This is a genomic window from Clostridium sp. UBA6640 (genome assembly GCF_002455975.1).
In the GTDB taxonomy this organism is placed as follows: domain Bacteria; phylum Bacillota; class Clostridia; order Clostridiales; family Clostridiaceae; genus Clostridium_J.
In genome coordinates, this window is the sequence record NZ_DKLM01000167.1 from 14,496 (window position 1) to 35,357 (window position 20,862).

Annotated in this window: 13 protein-coding genes; 2 read left to right on the forward strand and 11 right to left on the reverse strand. The window is 27.5% G+C overall.

The features are described 5' to 3' along the window. Positions 1-39: 39 nt before the first annotated feature. The gene (locus B2W91_RS19105) at positions 40-2,220 is read right to left on the reverse strand and encodes a DNA topoisomerase III (RefSeq protein WP_291583809.1); all 2,181 of its coding nucleotides are present in this window, start codon (positions 2,218-2,220) and stop codon (positions 40-42) included. A 331-nt stretch (positions 2,221-2,551) separates the two neighbouring features. Here B2W91_RS19105 and B2W91_RS19110 point away from each other — a divergent pair, with 331 nt between their 5' ends. Then, the gene (locus tag B2W91_RS19110) at positions 2,552-3,085 is read left to right on the forward strand and encodes a DUF4352 domain-containing protein (RefSeq protein ID WP_291583811.1); all 534 of its coding nucleotides are present in this window, start codon (positions 2,552-2,554) and stop codon (positions 3,083-3,085) included. A gap of 91 nt (positions 3,086-3,176) precedes the next feature. On the opposite strand, the gene B2W91_RS19115 is transcribed toward B2W91_RS19110, so the two are convergent. The 10 genes from B2W91_RS19115 to rsgA form a co-directional block, all read right to left on the reverse strand. After that, the gene (locus tag B2W91_RS19115) at positions 3,177-5,228 is read right to left on the reverse strand and encodes a methyl-accepting chemotaxis protein (RefSeq protein ID WP_291583812.1); all 2,052 of its coding nucleotides are present in this window, start codon (positions 5,226-5,228) and stop codon (positions 3,177-3,179) included. Positions 5,229-5,590: 362 nt separating this feature from the next. Further along, entirely contained in the window at positions 5,591-8,161 is a 2,571-nt protein-coding gene (locus B2W91_RS19120; protein ID WP_291583813.1) for an ABC transporter permease, read from the reverse strand. Next, positions 8,158-8,841 carry an ABC transporter ATP-binding protein gene (locus tag B2W91_RS19125; RefSeq protein WP_291583814.1) on the reverse strand — a complete coding sequence of 228 codons (684 nt, stop codon included), beginning with the start codon at positions 8,839-8,841 and terminating at the stop codon, positions 8,158-8,160. The genes B2W91_RS19120 and B2W91_RS19125 overlap by 4 nt, the downstream gene beginning before the upstream one ends. A 132-nt stretch (positions 8,842-8,973) precedes the next feature. Next, a complete protein-coding gene (locus B2W91_RS19130; RefSeq protein WP_291583816.1) occupies positions 8,974-10,224 on the reverse strand; it encodes a sensor histidine kinase in 1,251 nt (416 codons plus the stop codon). 2 nt (positions 10,225-10,226) lie between these two features. After that, the gene (locus tag B2W91_RS19135; protein WP_291583818.1) at positions 10,227-10,922 is read right to left on the reverse strand and encodes a response regulator transcription factor; all 696 of its coding nucleotides are present in this window, start codon (positions 10,920-10,922) and stop codon (positions 10,227-10,229) included. A 912-nt stretch (positions 10,923-11,834) separates the two neighbouring features. Then, a complete protein-coding gene (locus B2W91_RS19140; protein WP_291583820.1) occupies positions 11,835-12,407 on the reverse strand; it encodes a TetR/AcrR family transcriptional regulator in 573 nt (190 codons plus the stop codon). 55 nt (positions 12,408-12,462) lie between these two features. Beyond that, positions 12,463-14,832, reverse strand: coding sequence for a YhgE/Pip domain-containing protein (locus B2W91_RS19145; protein ID WP_291583821.1), 2,370 nt, complete (start codon positions 14,830-14,832; stop codon positions 12,463-12,465). Between the two features lie 468 nt (positions 14,833-15,300). After that, positions 15,301-17,049 carry a ribosomal protection-like ABC-F family protein gene (gene abc-f / locus B2W91_RS19150; RefSeq protein WP_291583822.1) on the reverse strand — a complete coding sequence of 583 codons (1,749 nt, stop codon included), beginning with the start codon at positions 17,047-17,049 and terminating at the stop codon, positions 15,301-15,303. Between the two features lie 629 nt (positions 17,050-17,678). Then, positions 17,679-18,146, reverse strand: a complete 468-nt coding sequence (locus B2W91_RS19155) for a methylated-DNA--[protein]-cysteine S-methyltransferase (RefSeq protein WP_414633139.1) — start codon at positions 18,144-18,146, stop codon at positions 17,679-17,681. Positions 18,147-18,220: 74 nt separating this feature from the next. Further along, positions 18,221-19,294 carry a ribosome small subunit-dependent GTPase A gene (rsgA, locus tag B2W91_RS19160; RefSeq protein WP_291583826.1) on the reverse strand — a complete coding sequence of 358 codons (1,074 nt, stop codon included), beginning with the start codon at positions 19,292-19,294 and terminating at the stop codon, positions 18,221-18,223. Between the two features lie 497 nt (positions 19,295-19,791). On the opposite strand from rsgA, the gene B2W91_RS19165 reads away from it, so the two are divergent. Further along, the gene (locus tag B2W91_RS19165; RefSeq protein WP_291583828.1) at positions 19,792-20,736 is read left to right on the forward strand and encodes an NAD-dependent epimerase/dehydratase family protein; all 945 of its coding nucleotides are present in this window, start codon (positions 19,792-19,794) and stop codon (positions 20,734-20,736) included. Positions 20,737-20,862 lie beyond the last annotated feature (126 nt).

The following is a 20,862-nucleotide window of genomic DNA, read 5'->3' on the forward strand; positions in this document are numbered from 1 at the left end:
ACAAAATTAATAAAAATTGATTTCAATTAAAACAATTTTTTAAAACTTTAATTTTGATAAAGCATCTGCTAATGCAGAATTTATAGGTTCATTATTTTCTTTTTGTTGCTTTCTTAAATATTTATTTACTTCTTGTTTAGTAACTTTTTTGTTACCCTCTTGCTTTCTATTTTTAAACTCAGACATTTTTTCTCTATAGCTACAGTTTGGACATACAAATATCTGCCCTTCTCCTTGTCCTCTTAACTCTAGCTTTTTGTGACATTCTGGACATCTTGAATTAGTTACTCTTGCTATTCCTTTTCTATATCCACAGGCTCTATCTTGACATACAAGTATCTTTCCTTTTTTGCCATTTACCTCTAGTAGATATTTGCCACAATCAGGACATTTTTCTCTAGTCATGTTATCATGAACATATTTTGTACTACTACCTGCTACTGTTTTAACAAGCTCTGCAGAATATCTTCTCATTTCCTCTACAAAATCTTTAGGATTTGAGCTTCCTTTGCTTATTAAGTTTAAAGTTTGTTCCCATTTTGCTGTAAGCTTAGGTGATTTCAAATCTTCTGGCGCTAAGTCTATAAGCTGAATTCCTTTAGAAGTTGGATGTATTTCCTTACCTTTTCTCTCTACATAAAATGTAGAAAACAATTTTTCAATAATATCTGCTCTTGTAGCTGGAGTTCCTAGTCCCCCTGCTTCATTTATAGCTTCTTTTAAGGCTTTATTGTCTTCCATAAACTTTTGAGGATTTTCCATAGCTGAAAGTAATGTAGCTTCTGTGTATCTTGCTGGTGGTTTAGTTTGTAGAGTTCTTAAGGAAACTCCTTCTACTTTTAATTTATCCCCAGCATTAATACTTGGTAGATTTTGTTCTTTTTCATCCTCATCTTCTTTATCATTAACTACATTTCCACTGATTTCTTTCCATCCTAAGGATTTAACAACTTTTCCCCTAGCTCTTACAATATGATTATTGCATTCTCCCTTAACTGTAATTTGTTCATATTCAAAAGCTGGAGATAAAACCTCTAAAAATCTTTTAACAACTAAGTCATATATATTTCTCTCCTCAAAACTTAGTGAAGATAAATTAACATGCTGTTCAGTAGGAATAATAGCATGGTGATCTGATACCTTAGAGTTATCAACTAACCTTTTAGTAGCGTTAATTTTTCCTCTTAATATTTTTCTTACAGCTTCACTATAAGGCCCTACATTCACTGCTTTAAGTCTATCACTTAAGGTAGATACCATATCACTAGTTAAATATCTTGAATCTGTTCTAGGATAAGTTAATAACTTATGATTTTCATATAATCTTTGCATAAGCTGAAGAGTTTGCTTTGCAGAATAACCATATCTTCTATTAGCGTCCCTTTGAAGTTCTGTTAAATCATAAGCTAATGGTGGAAGCTCCTTTTTATTCTCACTTTTAACCTCGCTAATTGTTATAGTGCCATTTTTAAAATCGCTTGCTATAATATCAGCCTTTTTCTTGTCAAAAATTCTATTATTATTATTTTTATCCACATAACTTAAATTAAAACCTTTAGTTTTCACATCTATACTGTAATAATCCACAGGTTTAAATTTTTTAATTTCCTCTTCTCTTTTTACTATCATATAAAGGGTTGGTGTTTGCACACGTCCTGCTGATAATTGTGCATTATATTTACTTGCCAGTGCTCTAGTTACGTTTAAACCTACAAGCCAATCTGCCTCAGCTCTACATTGTGCTGCCTTATATAAATTATCATAAGCCCTTCCATCTTTTAAATTATTAAATCCATCTTTTATAGCTTTTTCTGTTTGAGAAGAAATCCAAAGTCTTTTAAAAGGCTTTCTAAAATTAGCTTTTTCCATAATCCATCTCGCTACAAGCTCTCCTTCTCTTCCAGCATCTGTAGCTATAATAAGACTTGCAACATCCTCTCGTTTCATAAGATTTTTAACAACACTAAACTGTTTTCCACCTTGTTTAATTACCACAAGTTCCATCTTTTTAGGAAGCATAGGTAAATTTTCTAAACTCCAAACCTTATATTTATTATCGTAAGCTTCTGGGTCAGCCAATGTAACTAAATGTCCAAGTGCCCAAGTAACTATATATTTATTTCCTTCTAAATATCCATTATTAACTTTATTACAACCTAAAACCTTCCCTAACTCTTTACCAACAGAAGGCTTTTCAGCTAAAACCAATATTTTTGACATCTCATATCTCCAATCTAAATTTATATAGTAATATTTATTATACCACTAAAAAGAAAAATCGCGATAAAATCACTATTCCTAATGAAAAATTTATATTCTACTTATTATTTATATCAATATATTTATTCACTTAATTCTTTATAAAAAATTCTTATTAAATTTAGATTTTATATCATCATGCTAATTATTTAATATTCTACATAAAACAACAATATAATTCATTAATTTTACATAAGTATAATTTTATGCTATAATTTTCATAAATAAGTTGTATTTAATTAATTTTATATAGATATAACTTTATACTATAATTTTATTGGAGGGTTAAATTATGATAAGTAAAAAATTTAGATTAATCTGTGCTTCTTTAGCAGCTGTTTCTCTTCTTGCTTTTGTAGGATGTTCATCAGATAATACAAAAGCTGATGAAAATACAGATAAACCTGTAGTGGAAGAAAGTAAAAAAGAAGATAAAGAACTTAAGGTTGGAGATACTTTTGAACAAGATGGCCTTAAGGTTACTGTAAATAAAATTAGAGAAGTAAAACCTACAGATGATTTCATGAAACCTGATGAAGGAACTAAGTGGGTTGCAGCAGATGTTACAATTGAAAATATAGGAAATGAAGATGCAGCTATAAGTTCAGTCTTAAATTTCAAGCTACTTGATAAAGATGGAAGAAGCTTTGATATGGCTATTGTAACTGATTTAAAAGGTAGCTTAGATGGTGCACTTACAGCTGGAAGAAAAATGACTGGTGAAACTGCATTCTCTGTTCCTATGGACACTCAAGAAGTAGAATTAGAAGTTAACCTTAATTTAACTGGAAAACCAAATTACATAAAAGCAACTATTGAACAATAATAAAAATTAAATAAATAAGAACTTCTTCGTAAATATTTTTAAAATATCTTTAAAGAAGTTCTTATTTGCTTTTAAATTATACTATAATAGGCTATAATTTAAATTTATTTAAATCTGATTGTAGCTCAAATGCCATATTTGAAAGTTCTTCTGATGCATGTGAAACTTCTTGCATCAGAGCAGATTGTTCTTCACTTGAAGCCGCTACACTTTGCGAATTTAAAGCAGTCTGCTTTGGAATTTGAGCATTTTCATCTATAGATTTAACCATTACTTTAGTGCTTGATAAAACACTATCTATCACTCCTGAAACACTCTTCATATTATTAGAAACATTTTCGATTTCACTTAATATCTCCTTAAATGATTCTCCTGCATTTTCAACAAGATTCATTCCTTCATCAACTGCCTTATTCCCTTCATCCATTGAGGTTATAGCAAATGAAATTTCATTTTGAATTTCATTTATTATTGAAGAAATATTATTTGATGCATTGGCAGATTGCTCTGCTAATTTTCTTATTTCATCAGCAACAACTGCAAAGCCTTTTCCCTGTTCTCCAGCTCTTGCAGCTTCTATGGCTGCATTTAATGCAAGTAAATTAGTTCGTGAAGATATATCTGTTATTAAAGATATTATCTCTCCTATTTTACTTGATTTTTCTCCTAAAGAATTTATCATTTTAGATGAAGTATATACCTTAGAATTTATCTCATTCATTTGATTTATTGTTCCTATTATGACATCATTTCCATCGAAAGCTTTATTATAAGCAGTAATCGAAGAGTTTGTTGCAGTATTTATATCATTCGCTATTTTATCTACGCCTTTAAATACCTGCTCACTTTCCTCTGACATAATATCATATGATGATGACTGTAAGTCACTACCGTTAGCTATTTCTTGTATAGAAACAGCTATTTGATCTGCTGCTTCTCTAGTTTGTCCCGCACTAGCAGTTAATTCTTCCGAAGTAGCAACTACTTGTTCTAATCCGTCAGACACACTTTTTATTATATTCTTCAAATTATCATTCATCTTATTAAGATAAACTGCCATTACTCCTAATTCATCATTATTAGTAACTTCTATCCTGTTTGTTAAATCACCCGAAGCTATAGATTCTGCTAATTTATTAGCACCAGATATCCTATTTTTAATATTATTAACTATAAGTATTACAATTAAGATTATAACTATAATGGTACCTGTCATAGTTATTAATACCTTATTAGATAAACTTTCTAATGGAGATAACAGTTCTTTTTCTGGAATAGATAAAACTAATTTCCAATTCACATTTGGCACTTTAGAATAAAATATCATATTCTTTCCATTAGAATCATTAAAATAACCTACTCCACTTTCATTTTCTAATATTTCTTTACTTATAGATGATATACTTTCATTTGTATCATTTGAAATATTAACTTTCATATTTTTTTCTTCATCTATATCGGAAAGATATATTCCATCTTTATTTACCAAAAATGCTCTTCCACTTTCGCCCACTTTTATATTTCTTATCATTTCCTGTATCCTTGATAAGTCTATATCTGCTGTAGTAACACCTATAAAATTTTTTTTATCGTCTACTATAGGTACTGTCGTAGTTATCATAGTTACATTTGCAACCTCATCTTCATATGGTTCTGACCAGCTTAAATCCTTATCTATATTTTTACCTTGCTTATACCAATCACTAGATGTATAATCTACTTTACTGTACTCTTCTGTATAAGTCACTACACCATCTTTTTTATAACCATATGGTCCAAAAAATTTAACATCACTTTTGTATTTAAAAGGTTCATACCATACTCCAGATCCAAAAGTTTCATCATTAGACTCTGCATATGACTTTACTAAGTTTTCATAGTCTTTTTCACTTAAATTTTTTCCGCATATGCCTACTGTTTTTGCTAAGATTAAAGGAATTTTTGAATGCTTGTCTAAAGCTTTAGATATATTTTCGATGACTGAATTAGTTTGATATTTCATTTTTTCATTAATTTCACTATCTATTATTTGTTTTGCTGTAATATAAGATAGTGATGATAACATAAGCATTGATATTATAGTTACTGGTAATATCATAACTAACATTTTGCTTTTTATACTTTTAAACCTTAACTTTACCATGTTATCCTCCTTCTAAATGTAATAATTTTTTAAAAAATTTTAATTTATTACGATAAATTACATTAAATTATACAATTTATAGTCGTTAAAATCTAAGGAAACTTTAGTTTTTTTACCTGTTAACTATTTATTAATGAAGATATATTTCAGTGGATAATTTTATTATAAAGGTTAAAATCATGCATAAGCTAAACTTTCATTAAGGAACCCTATATAATAGCTTAGTAAATATTAATCTAATTTTATTTCAAAATATAAAGAAAAAAACTAAAAAAATCATGACAAAGTCATGATTTTCTTAATATGAGCTAAACTAATATTTTTATTTAGAAGTCTAAATAGATTGCAAATCATCTAAGACATTATTCTTCTGCCCTAATGCTATCCATTATGTTTATTTTATTCATCTTTCTTAAAGATATCATTGATGCTATAGTTACTATTACTATGGAACCTATAAATGCCATTACTGTTGAACTCCAAGGTATATTCCATTGATAAGCTCTCAATTCACTCATTAACGTATAAAGAATGTAGGATAATGGCATTCCTATCAATATTCCATCGAATGATGCAATAATAGCATAATATACACTTTCTAAAACTATCATCTTTTTAATTTGCTTTTCTGCCATACCTATAGATTTAAAGGTTGCCAATTCTCTTTTTCTAAGTAGTAAATTTGTATTTATAGTATTTATTATATTTATACAGCTAATCAAGGTAACTACTGTTATAAATCCATAAATAAATACCATTATTTGTATCATCATACTTTTATCTCTCTTTGCCGCTTCCACATTATCAAATATATACATATTATTTTCATTAGCAATAGTTTCTAGCTTTTCTTTAATTACCTTATGATCCACATCCTTTCCAGTCCTTATATTTAAATTGTTAAATCTCAGTTCTCCAAATATATCTTTATATACTTTTTCTGTACTTATAAATCTTAAGCTACCCCATTCCCAGCTATCTTCAAATACAGCATCTTCTTCAAGAATTCCTAAGACTTTAACCTTAATCTTTCCTACATGGTTTAATAAATTTTCATCTGTATCTCCAGCAATTGATGAGGGTATAATTGATATTTCATCTCCAACTTTATAATTAGTAACATTAATATTAGCCCTTTTTTTATCTTTAGTTTTGATATGAGCATTTTGGATTATTATAACTCCATTTTCTTCATTTAATTTTTTCTCATTTATTTCTCCTGCTATAATATTTTTCTTGCTCTTTTCAAAAGCTTTACTATTATAAGCATAAAATGGACTATAGGTAAAAGCATAATCTCCATCATCAAAATTATAAAAATTTGTTTCCGTTAAATCTTCATACTCTTTATTAAGCTTATCCTTTTCAATAGCTATAGCTGGGGACTCATGTATTTCTTTATACACTAAATCTATTCCCTGTATTTTCTCTATATCCTCGCAAAATTTTGATAGAGTGCTTTCTTCTAATTCATAATTGCTTAGCATAACTCTATATTCAGGTTCCGTCGCCATTGCAACTTTTTCTACTTTTTTTATGTCATAAGCAAAGGAGTTAAATACAATAAACAATACAATACTTATAACCATTGAAAAAATAGTTATCCTAAACCTTGTTTTATTTCTTCTTAAATTTTTATAAGCAACTTGTCCTTCTATACCAAAGATCTTTCCTGCCATAATTCCACTTTTAACCTTTTTAAGATCTTCCTTCTTTACACTTCCACTATTTTTAATAGCTTCTAATGGAGATACTTTAGCAGCTAATTTTGCTGGTCCCTTTGATGATATATATATAGTTATAAGACCTAAAACTGCACTTCCTAATAATATTATTGGATTTATAGTTATTTCAAAGCCTTCAAACATAGAGAAAGCAAGTGAACCTAATATCATAATTACAATTTTTAAAGCCACTAATCCTAAAACTAATCCAATTGGAATTGATATAATTGCTAAAATCATAGCTTCTTTCATTACAATTCTCTTTATTTGATTTTTAGATGCTCCTACAGAACGCAATATTCCAAATTGAGATACCCTTTCCATAACAGACATATGAAAAGAATTATAAATTACCGAAATAGTTGCTACAATAACTAAAATTATAAAAAATACTGCAATCAAACCTATTGCTCTATTTTCACTATCATCTAAGCTCTTTAACATAAGTCTTAAAAGCTCTTCATTATACCAAACACTGTCTTCCTCTAAATTTACTTCTTCTACAATTTGTTTACCTATAACTTCAGCTTGTTTTTTTAAATTTATATTGGCATAAATATTATACTCGCAATTTTTATTTAAAGAACTTTCTTCCGATAAATAACTTATTGCATTTCCATATGTTGATTCCTTTATTAATCCACATACGATATACTCCTTAGAGTTCTTCTCTTTAAACTTTATATCTTCATAATTGATTCCTTTACCATTACCTTCATCTTCTGGGTATATTATCTCACCTAATTTTAAAGTTATTTTATCTCCAACTTTAACGTTTAGCGCTTCCATAGCCCAAGGCTCAAGAATAATTTCATTTTCCTTTTGCGGAAGGCGTCCTTCACTTAATTTAATATTTTTTAATTCAAACATTCCTTTATTGTAAGACTCTACATAAAGGCCTACATTTCTACCACTTTTTTTATTTTTATCGATGATGCTCGCCCCATCATATCTAGTTATTCCCATTTTCTTTATATCCTTATGAGCTTCAAAATAAGGTATATGTCCACCATTTACATCTCTGAAGGATACATGGAAATCTCCTGAAAATTCCTTTACTTGTCTTATCCTATTATCTTGAAAGCTTTTAAACATTGTGGCAATAGAAGTTATAAGTGCTACTGAAAGTACTATCCCTATTATAGTCAGAATAGTCCTCTTTTTTTGTACCTTTAAATATCTTCCTGTAATTTCACTGTAGCTTTTCATCTTCTTATCACCTCATCACTTACCATCTTGCCATCCTCTAAAGTAATAACTCTATCTGCTTGAGAGGCAATATTTACGTCATGAGTAATCATTATAAGTGTTTGATTATATTTTTTAACTGAAAGTTTTAATAGTTCTAATATTTCTTTTGAGTTTTTAGAGTCCAAATTTCCTGTTGGCTCATCCGCTAATATTATAGACGGTTTATAGGCTAAAGCTCTTCCTATAGAAACTCTTTGTTGTTGTCCTCCTGAAAGCTCAGAGGGAAGATGATGTAATCTATCTTTTATACCTAAAATATTAATTAAATCATCAAGGTAATTTTTATCTTCTTTTTTATAATCTAAAAGAAGAGGAAGCTTTATATTTTCTTCTGCAGTAAGTACAGGTATTAAGTTATAAAACTGAAATATAAATCCTACTTTCCTTCTTCTAAATACTGCAAGCTGATTTTCATTTAAATTATACACATCTACATTATCAACAATGACATTTCCTGAGGTAGGTCTATCTACCCCTCCTAACAGATGTAATAATGTACTTTTCCCTGAACCACTTGCCCCTACTATTGCAACAAACTCACCTTGATTTATAGAAAGATTAATATTCTTTAATGCTTCAACTTTAATTTCTCCTTCACCATAACTTTTACAAAGAGAAAGGGTTTTTAATATCTCCATAGTATTTCCTCCTAGTTTCTTAATTTATATCTTAAGTATACTTTCCTATTCTTACTCTATAGTGAATTTTATTCTTACAAAATAGAAAGATTATAAAGCATTTAAAATCTTCTATAAGATTAACATTGCATTTTATACAATACTTTTCAAAAATGTTATAACGAACTCCGTTCCTTCTCCTTCTATACTTTTTACCGAAATACTGCCACCATTACTTTCAATTATGGATTTAGATAGTGTGAGACCTATTCCTATACTAATAGGCTTTACTTCATGCTTCCCTTTATAAAATCTTTCAAAAATATGTGGTAATTCTTCTTTTTTTATTCCATTACCATTATCTTTAATAATAATACTTACAAGCAGTGGAGATTCTTTTATTTCTATAGATATAGTTCCATATTCTTCTGTATGTTCAATAGCATTTTTTATTATATTTCCTATGGCTTCAGTCATCCAATCACTATCATGATTTAAATAAACGTCTCTTTTGTCTTCTATAATAATATTTTGTTTTTTAGTCTTAGCTTTTTCTTTTAATGGAGAAAATGCTTTATTTATGGTTATGATTAAAGGTTGATTTTTCATTTTATAATTAATAGCTCCAGCTTCTACTCTAGCTATCTTTAACAAATTAATTATGAGCCATTCCATACGAGTAAGTTGTTCGCTAGTTTTATTAAGAAACTTCACCTTTGTTTCTTCATCCATATCATCTTTACTAGTCATTAGCTCATTGAGCATGATTATAGATGATAGCGGAGTTTTTAGTTGATGAGAAATATCTGAAATAATATTCCTTAAGAATTCCTTCTCCTTCTTCAATTTTTCCATGTTTTCGATTAATCTATTTACTAGTAAGTTTAATTGATTATATAAAATAGAAAACTCTCCCTCTTCTCCTCCTTCAAGAGTCATATCATATTCTCCTTCTAAAACTCTTTCAACACTACTAGATACGATATTTATTTTAGATAGAATTTTTTTATAATCAAGCAAGACTATAAAAAAGATTGTAATAAAAAATATAATATTAACAGTTAAAACGTTAAATAACAAGCTCTTTGAAGCTTCTCTAATCAAAGGAATATCTACTGGTTTTAATGTTTCATTATAACTGTATTTTTCTAAAGTAGCTAATCCACTCTTAATTTGATCCTCTGATATTCCTTTAGTAAAATATCCTACTATATTTTTTTCTAATTCAGGATTTTCTTCTAATACTATACCTAATACTGCTGCATTTTGTCTTATTACTTTTTTATTTATATTATTTATACCTATATTCATAGTTACTAGAGTAAATATTAAAAATACAAAACAAAGTATCACAATTTTAATAGTGATACTTTTAATTTCTGGATTTCTATATAATTTTTCCATAGCTATTCCCTCGTTTCTTTATTCCATTTATATCCTACTGCTCTCATTGTAATTATGTATTCTGGTTTTGCTGGATCATCTTCAATCTTTTCTCTAAGCCTCCTTACATATACAGAAAGAGTATTATCATCGACGAATTCTCCACCTACATCCCATATTTTTTCTAGTATTTGACTTCTGCTAAGTACTACTTTAGGGTTTTGTATTAAGGATATAAGTAATTTATATTCTAATGATGTCAATATAATTTCTACATGGTTTTTCATAACCCTATTACTTAAAAGTTCAATAGTAATATCTCCTGAATGTAATTTATTACTTCTATAACCTGAATCCTTTTCATATCTTCTTAAAACTGCTTTAATTCTTGAAATTAATTCACCAATTCTAACAGGTTTAGAAATATAGTCATCACCGCCCATATCTAACCCCATAACTACATTGGCTTCCTCATCAGAGGCAGTTAAAAAAATTATAGGAGTATTGCTTTTTTTTCTTAATTCTCTACAAAGTTCATAACCACTTCCATCTGGTAACATTAAGTCTAGTAATACTAAATCTATATTATAATTTTCTATACCTTCTCTTGCTTCTTTTAAAGTTGATGTAACTGTAACATCAAAACCTTCATTTTTTAAAGTATATTCCATTCCCATAGCCAATGTGGCATCATCTTCAACTAATAAAACTTTAACCATATTTCCTCCTCTTTATCGATATTTTAATACTTAAATTCTATTATACAAATAATTTTTTATATATTAAATTCCTCATTTTTTACCTATTGAATAATATTTATAATACTTATTATAAAGTCATAATAAATAAAAGAAAATAACTATTCAAAGCTACAATTATACTTTCTATATAGATAAACTACCTTAAAAATTAATATATAACCAAATATAACTACGCCCTTGAGTATTTCAATTCACAATTCACAATGTAAAATTCACAATTATAGTTTAATATTCATTCAATAATATATGGCGAACACTGTTTGTTGCTACGTTTAGTGCAGCTAAATATATTATGGCATTAGTATTCTATCATTCTTTTTAGTTTAGCTGCTAGCATTAATTTTTCTAAAGTCCTGACCACTTTTTTCAATTATAACTATTTCTTCTTTTAGCATAGTATCTGAAAATCTAATATTTATTTTGGAACATGATTGCTAGAAATTTTATAAATCTATTATAAATATTTAATCTTATAGCTAAATGAATTTTAAGCTTACAAAATAGTAAGAGATAAATCACACTAAGATTTTATATGGTTCCACAATGAAAATTTAGCTTATGCATAATTTTAATTTCCATAATAAAATTTTTACCATGAATTAAAAATTAAGAATGAAGAATTATGGTTAAAACTTCACTGTCAAAGTCTTTGGAGTTTTTCAAAATAAATTCCATTTTAGAAATTCACTAGCAGTGAATTTCATCCTAAATTTTTCATTATTAATTATTAATTCTTAATTTATAAGAATTTAAACTATTTTTATAAAAAATTTATTTTCCACAATACATGTTAAGTTTTCACATTGTATCCCTATAATCTAAAAATACCCCTAGGATACTATCTAATTTAGGTAATATCCTAGAGGTATTTTATTTATTTAAGCTTATCCCTTTTGATATATATGTTATAAGTTTTTCAGTTAATTCATTTACATCATATTTATCTTCATTGATTATATCATATATAGCTAGAGTACATAGTCCTCCAAAGAAGGTATATGTTAAAAACTCAGAATCATTTTTTTCTATTACTCCAGCTTCTATAGCTTTTTTAATATGATTTGATAAATACTCTATGTGTTCTTTAATGGTAATTCTAAGATCACTTTGTCTTTCTTGATTTCCCCATAGTTCGCTTAACGCAACTCTAAAAAAATCTTTATACTCATGTACTAATTCTAATTGTATTTTAATTAATGCTCTTATCTTGTCAAGAGGCTCTTGTTCAAGAGATAATACACTTGAGCTTTTTTCTTCCATACTTTTTATGCCTTCATCTATAACATATTTAAAAAGCTCTTCTTTACTTTTAAAATGGTAATATAAAGTTCCTTTGGCTACTCCTCCAACAATGGCTACGTCATCCATTGTGGCTCCGTCATAACCTTTTGTCGAAAAAACTTTTATTGCAGAGTTTAAGATAGCTTCCTTTGTCTTACTCATATTCTCCTCCCAAAATCCCAATGGATAATTTAACATTAATTATACTACATAAATACTAATCCATTAAAGCTTCTTCAATTCCATCTTTTACTTTTTCACTTAATTTATCTTTAAAGATTATTGTTAGCAGAATAAATCCAATCAAAAATCCTCCTAAGATAAGCGAATCTTTAATAACTATACTCATATTTGGTCCTGCTAATACTTCTCTTAATAAATCAACAGCATAAGTGAATGGTACAAATGGATGTATTACTGAAAATACTTTTGGTAAAGTTTCAACAGCAAATGTTCCTGAACAACTTACCAATTGCATAACTAAGGCTACTATACCTAAAAATTTTCCTATATCTCCAAATGTAAATATTAAGAATTGAAGTGCTGACATAAATGTTAATGAAAGCAAGGCATTTAAAGAATAGTATAAGACTATATTATCTGGTTTTATTCCTAATACTAAAAGCATTGTACTGAGTATTATTGACTGTACTATACCTATTAAAGCATAAGACATAAACTTTCCTAAAACTATTGATACTTTGTTGGTATCCTTTAAGTCTTTATCCACTTTCTCTTTTACTAAGAAGAAACTAACTAACGCTCCTACCCATAATGATAATGGAATTAAATATGGCGCTAATCCTTCACCATAAGTTTCAACATTTCCTAAGAATATTTTCTCTACCTTTGCTGGTTCTTCCATAAATTTTGAAAGTTCTTTACTATTATGAATTAAAACCTTATCAGACTCTTTTACACCATCTTCTAACTCAGTAGCTAGTTTTTTAGATCCATCTTTAATTTTTATTGATCCATCATATAACTCAGATGTTCCTCCTGATAATTTATCTACACTTTCTAATGCTGAAGGAATCTTATTATACATTGATTCAACACCTGTTCTTAATTTATTAGATCCTTCACTAAACATATCAAGTTTTTCTGACAAGCTTGGTAATAAATCTAAGTATTCTTTACCTTGTTCCACTGCATGTTTTGCAGCTTGTATATTTCCTTGGTTCTTTTGAATATCTAATTTTATTTCATTAACTTGTGGTATTAAAGATTTTACAACTGTTAAATTACTCATATTTTCTGGCGATAACATTGGCGCTATAGCATTAAGCGAACCTTTAGCATTTACCAACGTATCATTTATTTTTTGTATATCTTGAGGATTGATGCTTAATCCATTAATTGTCTTTGAAATTGACTCTAGATTACCTGCTTCATTATTAACCGTACTAGTTACCATAACAGAACCCATAAGTAATTTTCCTTGTTCTTCTGTTATAGCTCCATTTGCTTGAAGTGATCCTATTAGCTTTAACAATCCATCTTTATTATTTGCTATTGCTGCTGTTTGATTTAGTATTCCTGAAGATTGTATTTGATTTAACTTTTCTCCTACTGAAGAAAGAGTTTGCATAGCATTAACAACTTCTGAACTGTTAGTTATAGCTAGAATCTTATCAATTTTATTATTCAATTCATTAATTTCGCCCTGTAACTCTTCTGGGTTACTTAATACTTTTTGAATCATTGGATTTGATAATGTAGCATTTATTTTTTCCATATCAATTTGTGCTAAACCATTTTCAAGTTGATGTGCATCATTTATTAATTTATCTAAACTTGCTTTATCTATTGAATCTAAATTCTCATTTAACATATGTTCTACATTTTTAAATTTCTTGTTTAGCATATCGATGTTGTCATCTATAAGAACTACACCATTATATAAATTTTCTACGCCTTCTTTTACTTCAGGAGCTTTTCCTGTTAAAAGATCTGTACCATCTTTTATCTTCTTAACTCCTTCATTAAGCCCTTCCATTCCCTTATTTAATTCTTTGCTGCCGTCAACTGCTTTTACCAATTTGTCTTTAGTGTCATATACTTTATCTACAACTCTAGCAGTAGCCTTAAGGGATACAGATTGATTCAAATTCTTTTGTACTGTGTCCATTGCCACATCTACTGTTTTATTTGAAACATATCCTTTTTTCTTATTAGAAGTAAAATATATTACTGGTTCCTTCACTTCTTTGCTGTCAATGGGAGTAAACATATCTTTTGAGAAGTTTTCAGGTATTTGAATCATAGCATAATATTTTTTATCTTCCATGCCTTTATTTGCTTCTTCTAAAGATACAAACTGCCAATCTAAATTTTTTTCTTCATTTAGCTTGTCAACTAAATCTTGTCCAAAATTATATCTTTTATCTTCCCTCATATAGCCATTGTCTTCATTTACTACAGCAACCTTCATTTTATCTAAATTATTATATGGATCCCACGATCCAGCTAAATAAGTAAATCCATAAATAACAGGAATAATACAAATTCCTAAGGCTACTAAAATCTTAAAGGCATTCTTTTTTATTTTATTAAGATCTCTTTTAGTTATCTCTGTAACTTTCATGCAATCACCTCTCTGTAGTTTATTGTACTGACCAGTCAGTATTGTATTATAATACACTCATATTTTTTAAAAATCAACCTTTTTTGACAAAAAAATATGTCGAATTTATATTTTTTTAAATAAAATTTTATGTAATTGTATACAATCAAAAAAATACAGATATTATCATTTTAATATATATAAATAATTGCATTTAATGTTAAAAAAAATCTAATAATATACTTTTTACATATCATTAAGCTTCATAATTTTATTAATATTCATATAAATTTGTAGTTTTAAAATTATAAACTCATATTTTTTCATTTTATATAATAATTTTAAAATTTTTAATATTTAATTCACATCTAATTTATTAATTTATAATATTATTTTAATATACCCGAAAACCCTTTTTAGCCTTAATACATAAAATAGTGATAGATTTTGATTAAAATCTATCACTATTTTTATACTTTTTAATTATAATTATTTGTTTTTAATCCTGTCCATTAACATAGATTTTTCCTTTAGAAGAACATTAAACTGCTCCTCAAGTTCTAAATATTTTTCATCTTTATTTACAATCAGACTTAACTTTCCTAACACTTCAGCAATTTTATTTTCAATTACCATAAGCTTTGATTTTAATTCATCATTAGTTAAACTATTATGGTTTTCCCTTAAATTTATATCTTTAATATTTTTCTCATATCTTTTAATCATTTTATTTTCAATTACTATCATCTTATTGCAAACTCTTTCCATCATATATCTATCATGAGAAACAATTATTACTGTACCTTCATAATTTATCAATGCTTCTTCTAATTGTTCTCTACTTGGTAGATCAATATGATTTTCTGGTTCATCTAAAATAATTAGTGGATAATTTTTCAATATGAATCCTGCTAGTTTTACTTTCATTTTCTCCCCAAAACTTAAATATTTTATTTTTGTATCTAAAATTCTACTACTTAAACCCATATTAAATAGCATAGTTCTTACCTTTCCCATATCTTCTCTAGGAAGTTCACCTATTAGCTCTAATGGAGTGATTTCACTATCTAAATCTACTACATTTTGGCTTAAATATGCAATTTCCAGTGAGTCGCTAATCCACATTTCTCCGTTATTTAACTTTTCTTCACCAAGTATTATTTTTATAAGAGTACTTTTACCAGTGCCATTTTCACCAAAAATCCCTATCTTTTCTCCTCTATTAATGTAAAAGCTAGAATTATTAAATAATACATTTTTCTCAAAAGCCTTGCTTACATTTTTAAATTCTAAAAGTCTTTTTCCTCCTTTTGTATTAGAGTTAAATTCAAAATATATTTTTTTATCTTCTTTAGGTTTTTTCACACCGTCTACTTTTAATTTTTCTAATTTTTTAATTTTAGATTTAACTTGCACATCTCTCTTTTTTGCTTTGGCTCTAAAATACTCTTTTCCTCCCATCTTATTTTCCGTTACAATTCTCCTTTTTGTAGATTCTCTATGAGCTTTTTCTGACCAATTCTTTAAATCTTTAATATCTTCCTGAATCTTTTCTCTATAATTTTGCTCTTTCTTATACTGATTAAGCTGAGATTTAAATCTACGCTCTTTTTCTTCCTTGTAGAAACTATAGTTCCCTTCAAAAATTATAGACTTTCCATCTTCTATCTCTAGAATTTCATCCACAGCCTTATCTAAAAAGTATCTATCATGGGATATGATAATTACCGCCCCATTAAATTTTTCAAGTTCACTTAAAAGCCAGTTAACTCCTTTAAAATCCATATTATTTGTAGGCTCATCTAAAATTAAAAGTTGTGGCTTAGAGTTCCAAATATTGGCTAGAGATACTTTAGTTCTCTCTCCCCCACTTAAATTGTCAAGCCTAACATCATCCCAAGTGTAAAATTTTTCAAGTCCTAATTCACTAGTATATTTAAGCATATTATGATTTAAAGTTATACCTTTATCTTTTCCGATATTTTCCTTACACAATATATTGAGCTCATAAGAACCATTCTGTCTAAGATAAGCTGCCTTAATTTCTGGCTGGTGAAAGATTATATTTCCTTCATCTCTTTCTGATAGTCCAAAAATAATATCAACTAGAGTGCTCTTCCCTGCACCGTTTCTTCCTACAATCCCTAATATTTTATTTTTCTTTATATCTAGATTAATGTCCTTTAATACTTCTACATTCTCAAAATCTTTTTTTATATTTTTAAAAGATAATAACATAAATATTCCTCCTCAAAGCTATACATCTTCAAAAGATGCTTTATCTTTGGTTATTAAGAACATCTTGTTTTTAATTCTAAATCTATAATTAATCCGTACTAAATAATAAACTTTTATCAAGTTAATTATTAATAAAAACCTTTCTTATCAAATATAGATATACTTTTTCTTCATTTAGAAATAAAAAAAGTCATAAATAGACACACGTCTACTTATGACTTATCATGCTTTAATAAATTTAAAATTTAGAGCATAATATTCTTAAAATCATTATAAACCTCTGTTCTTAACAACCTAATCTAAAAGAATACATACTAAATAAACCCTTATTTAAGGCATCTAAAAAAATACCCAAGGTAATTTTATAAATTATTCTTTTAGAAAATATTAAATTTGGTTAGTTAAAAACAGAAATTCTCATTTTAGATATTACCTCCGAAATTTCACAAATATTCACACTACTATTATATCATTAATTTGGGCATATTCAAGAAATAATATACCAGTATGTTAGCCTATTTTCCATCATACGACCTTGTCAGTTTCTGAACATAGCCCCACTGTGAGTAGAATATAAACTATACTAACATCTTTGATTTATTATTTTCTTTCATATGTCACATTTAATACTAAAGATTTTTCTTTTCAAAATCTAAAAGCCACTGTTTCCTCCAAAGTTCTCCACCATATCCAACTAAATTACCATTACTTCCAATTATTCTGTGGCATGGAACAATTATACTATGAGGATTTTTATTATTTGCTCCTCCTACAGCCCTTACTGCTTTAGAGTTATCTATTTTTTCTGCTATATCTTTATAGGAAGCAGTAGTTCCATAACTAACAGTAGTTAAAGCATTCCATACTTTTTTTTGAAATTCTGTACCATTAGTTATTAGTTTTAATTTAAAGTCCTTTCTTTTGCCACTAAAATATTCATCCAATTGAGTTAAACATTCTAACATTACTTCAGGTAAGTTTTCATCATCTTCTCTACTTTCATCTAAAAAGTTTATATATACTATACCTTCCTCATTTCCTTGAACTGATATAACTCCTATGGGAGATTGATAATATGCTGTATATAAAGTTTCCATCTTCTCCTCCATTAATTTAGAATCTTTAGGTTATCATTTTCTTTCATACGCCTAAAATTTATAATTATAACTATTTAGTGCTTTCTTTTTTCATTATGAAACTTTTTACTTGCCTTAGCCATATTTTTCTTATAATTTGATGCTTCAGATTTTTTTATCTTTCTGTCCATAAATTCAGCTTCTCTTTTTAATTTTAAATAATTATTAAATCTCTCAATAGTTAAGCTTCCATCCTCTAGAGCTCTTCTAATCTGGCATCCTGGCTCAGTATCATGATTACAGTCTGAAAATTTACACCTTGCTGCTAACTCCTCTATATCACTAAAGCTAGTACTAACCCCTTGAGAAGAATCATAGATTTGAAGCTCTCTCATTCCAGGGGTATCTATTACTACTCCTCCATCAGGAAGCAATATCAATTCTCTATGAGTTGTAGTATGCCTTCCTTTGTCATCACCTTCTCTAACATCACCAGTCTTTAGCTTTTCATCACCTAATAAGCTGTTTATCAAAGTAGACTTCCCTACTCCTGAAGAACCTAGAAAAGCAACAGTTTTACCTTTTTTAACGTACTTTTTAACCTCTTCTATTCCTAAATTTAAAATAGAACTTATAACTATAACATCTGCTCCAAAAGCTACAGATGATACTTCTAAAAGTTTTTCCTCTACATTATCACATAAATCTGCTTTCGTCAGTATAACCACTACTCCAGCACCACTATCATAGGCTACAGAAATATATCTTTCTAACTTTCTTATATTAAAATCATTATTAAGTGACATACAAATAAACACATAATCTATATTTACTGCTACTATTTGCTCTTCTATTTTTCTATCTGGAGCCTTCCTTGAAAATTTACTTTTTCGATTTAGTATATCATAAATAATGGCCTCTCCATTTTTATCACTATCTCTATCTAATACAACCCAATCTCCTACTGCTGGATAATCAGATTTTCCATTAGAGTTATAAATTAATTTTCCTAAAACTTTAGCTATAACTGTACTTTCTTCAGTTATAACCCTATATAATCCCTTACTTTCAAAAGCAACTCTTCCTATATAAAAATCACTATATTTTTCTTCTACCTCTTTTAATAATTCTTCATTTAGCCCTAAGTCATATAATCTTTTATAATTCATTTATTTCCTCCCAAATTTTAACTTTGGGTATAAAAATACCCTGAAATAGTGTTGTTAACTACCCCAGGGAACTATTCTAATTTATAATGTATAGCTAAATAATGTTGTAAATATCATATCACAACATAAGAATATTAAAATTTTTTAAATCCCTCAGTGATTCAAACTTTTAATATGCTAAGAAACCATACATACCTTGGAGTAGTTTTTATTAAAATTTAACTTTGCAAATAAAATTCTCTTTTTCATAAAACACCACTCCTTTCAAAATATTCTGTATTTATTTTATCATAATAAAGTTTCTAATTCAATAGTTTAATTACTCTTAAATAAAATAACTATTTAAAGATAGTATGTTAGTTAATTATTTTATAGCTATTCATAAGCATAATATGGTAAAAACGCTAGATTGTCATAATTATGTAACATTCATATAATATATTTATAATAAAATTACTATTAGTCCATAATGAAAACATTTAAGGAGCGATAGATTAATGTATAATGTTTTAATTTTAGGAGGTACAACCTTTGTAAGTAGCAACTTATGTAAACATTTAATATGCAGAGGTTATAATGTAGACATACTTACAAGAGGCCTTAGAAAAATAAACTATCATGGATATAAAAATCATTTAATTTGCGACAGAAAAAATATTGATGAATTGAGAAAAGTATTTTTAGGAAAAACCTATGATTATATATTAGATATAAGTGGATATACAAAAGAAGACGTAGAAAATGTAATAGAAACTATAGATAGTAGTAAACTAAAAAAATATATTTTTTGTTCCTCAGGCGCTGTTTATAAAGAAAATCAAGATTTGATTTTTGAAGATTTTCAAAGAGGAAAAAACAAAAATTTTGGTGATTATGGATTAAATAAAAAATTGGCAGAAGATTATTTGTTAGAAAAATCTAAAGAAAATAATTATCCTATTATAATTTTTAGACCTACCTATATTTACGGCGAAGAAAATAATTTATATAGAGAAGCTTATTTTTTTGATAAAATCCTAAATCAAGAACCTATTCCTATACCTCATGGCAATGCTAAAACTCAATTTATCCATATTGATGATTTGGTTAGAGCCTTTGAAAGTGCTATGAAGAGTAATGTAGTAGGAAAAGCTTATAATATTACTCATCCTAGAATAATAACCTTTAAAGAACTAGTAAAAACTTGTGGAAAAGTAATGAGAAAAACACCTATAATACGAGAAGTAAATACAGAAAAGTTTCCTTTTAGTCCTCGTTCATATTTTCCTTTTAGGAATATAAATTATATGCTTGATATTACTGAACTTATAAAAGATAATATATATATTCCTAAAATTGATTTAGAAGAAGGACTTAAAAAATCATTTTGTTGGTATTTAAATTCTACTGTAAAATTAGAGGATAACTCCATGGTTAATATAGATAAAGTAATTCTAGCTTAAAATATAAAATTTTAATATATATTTAAGAAATATATTAAAAAATCGTGACTTTTAGCCACGATTTTTTAATTTCATCTTATAACTATAATTAAATTAATAATTATTAAAATTCCTTTTGAATTTATT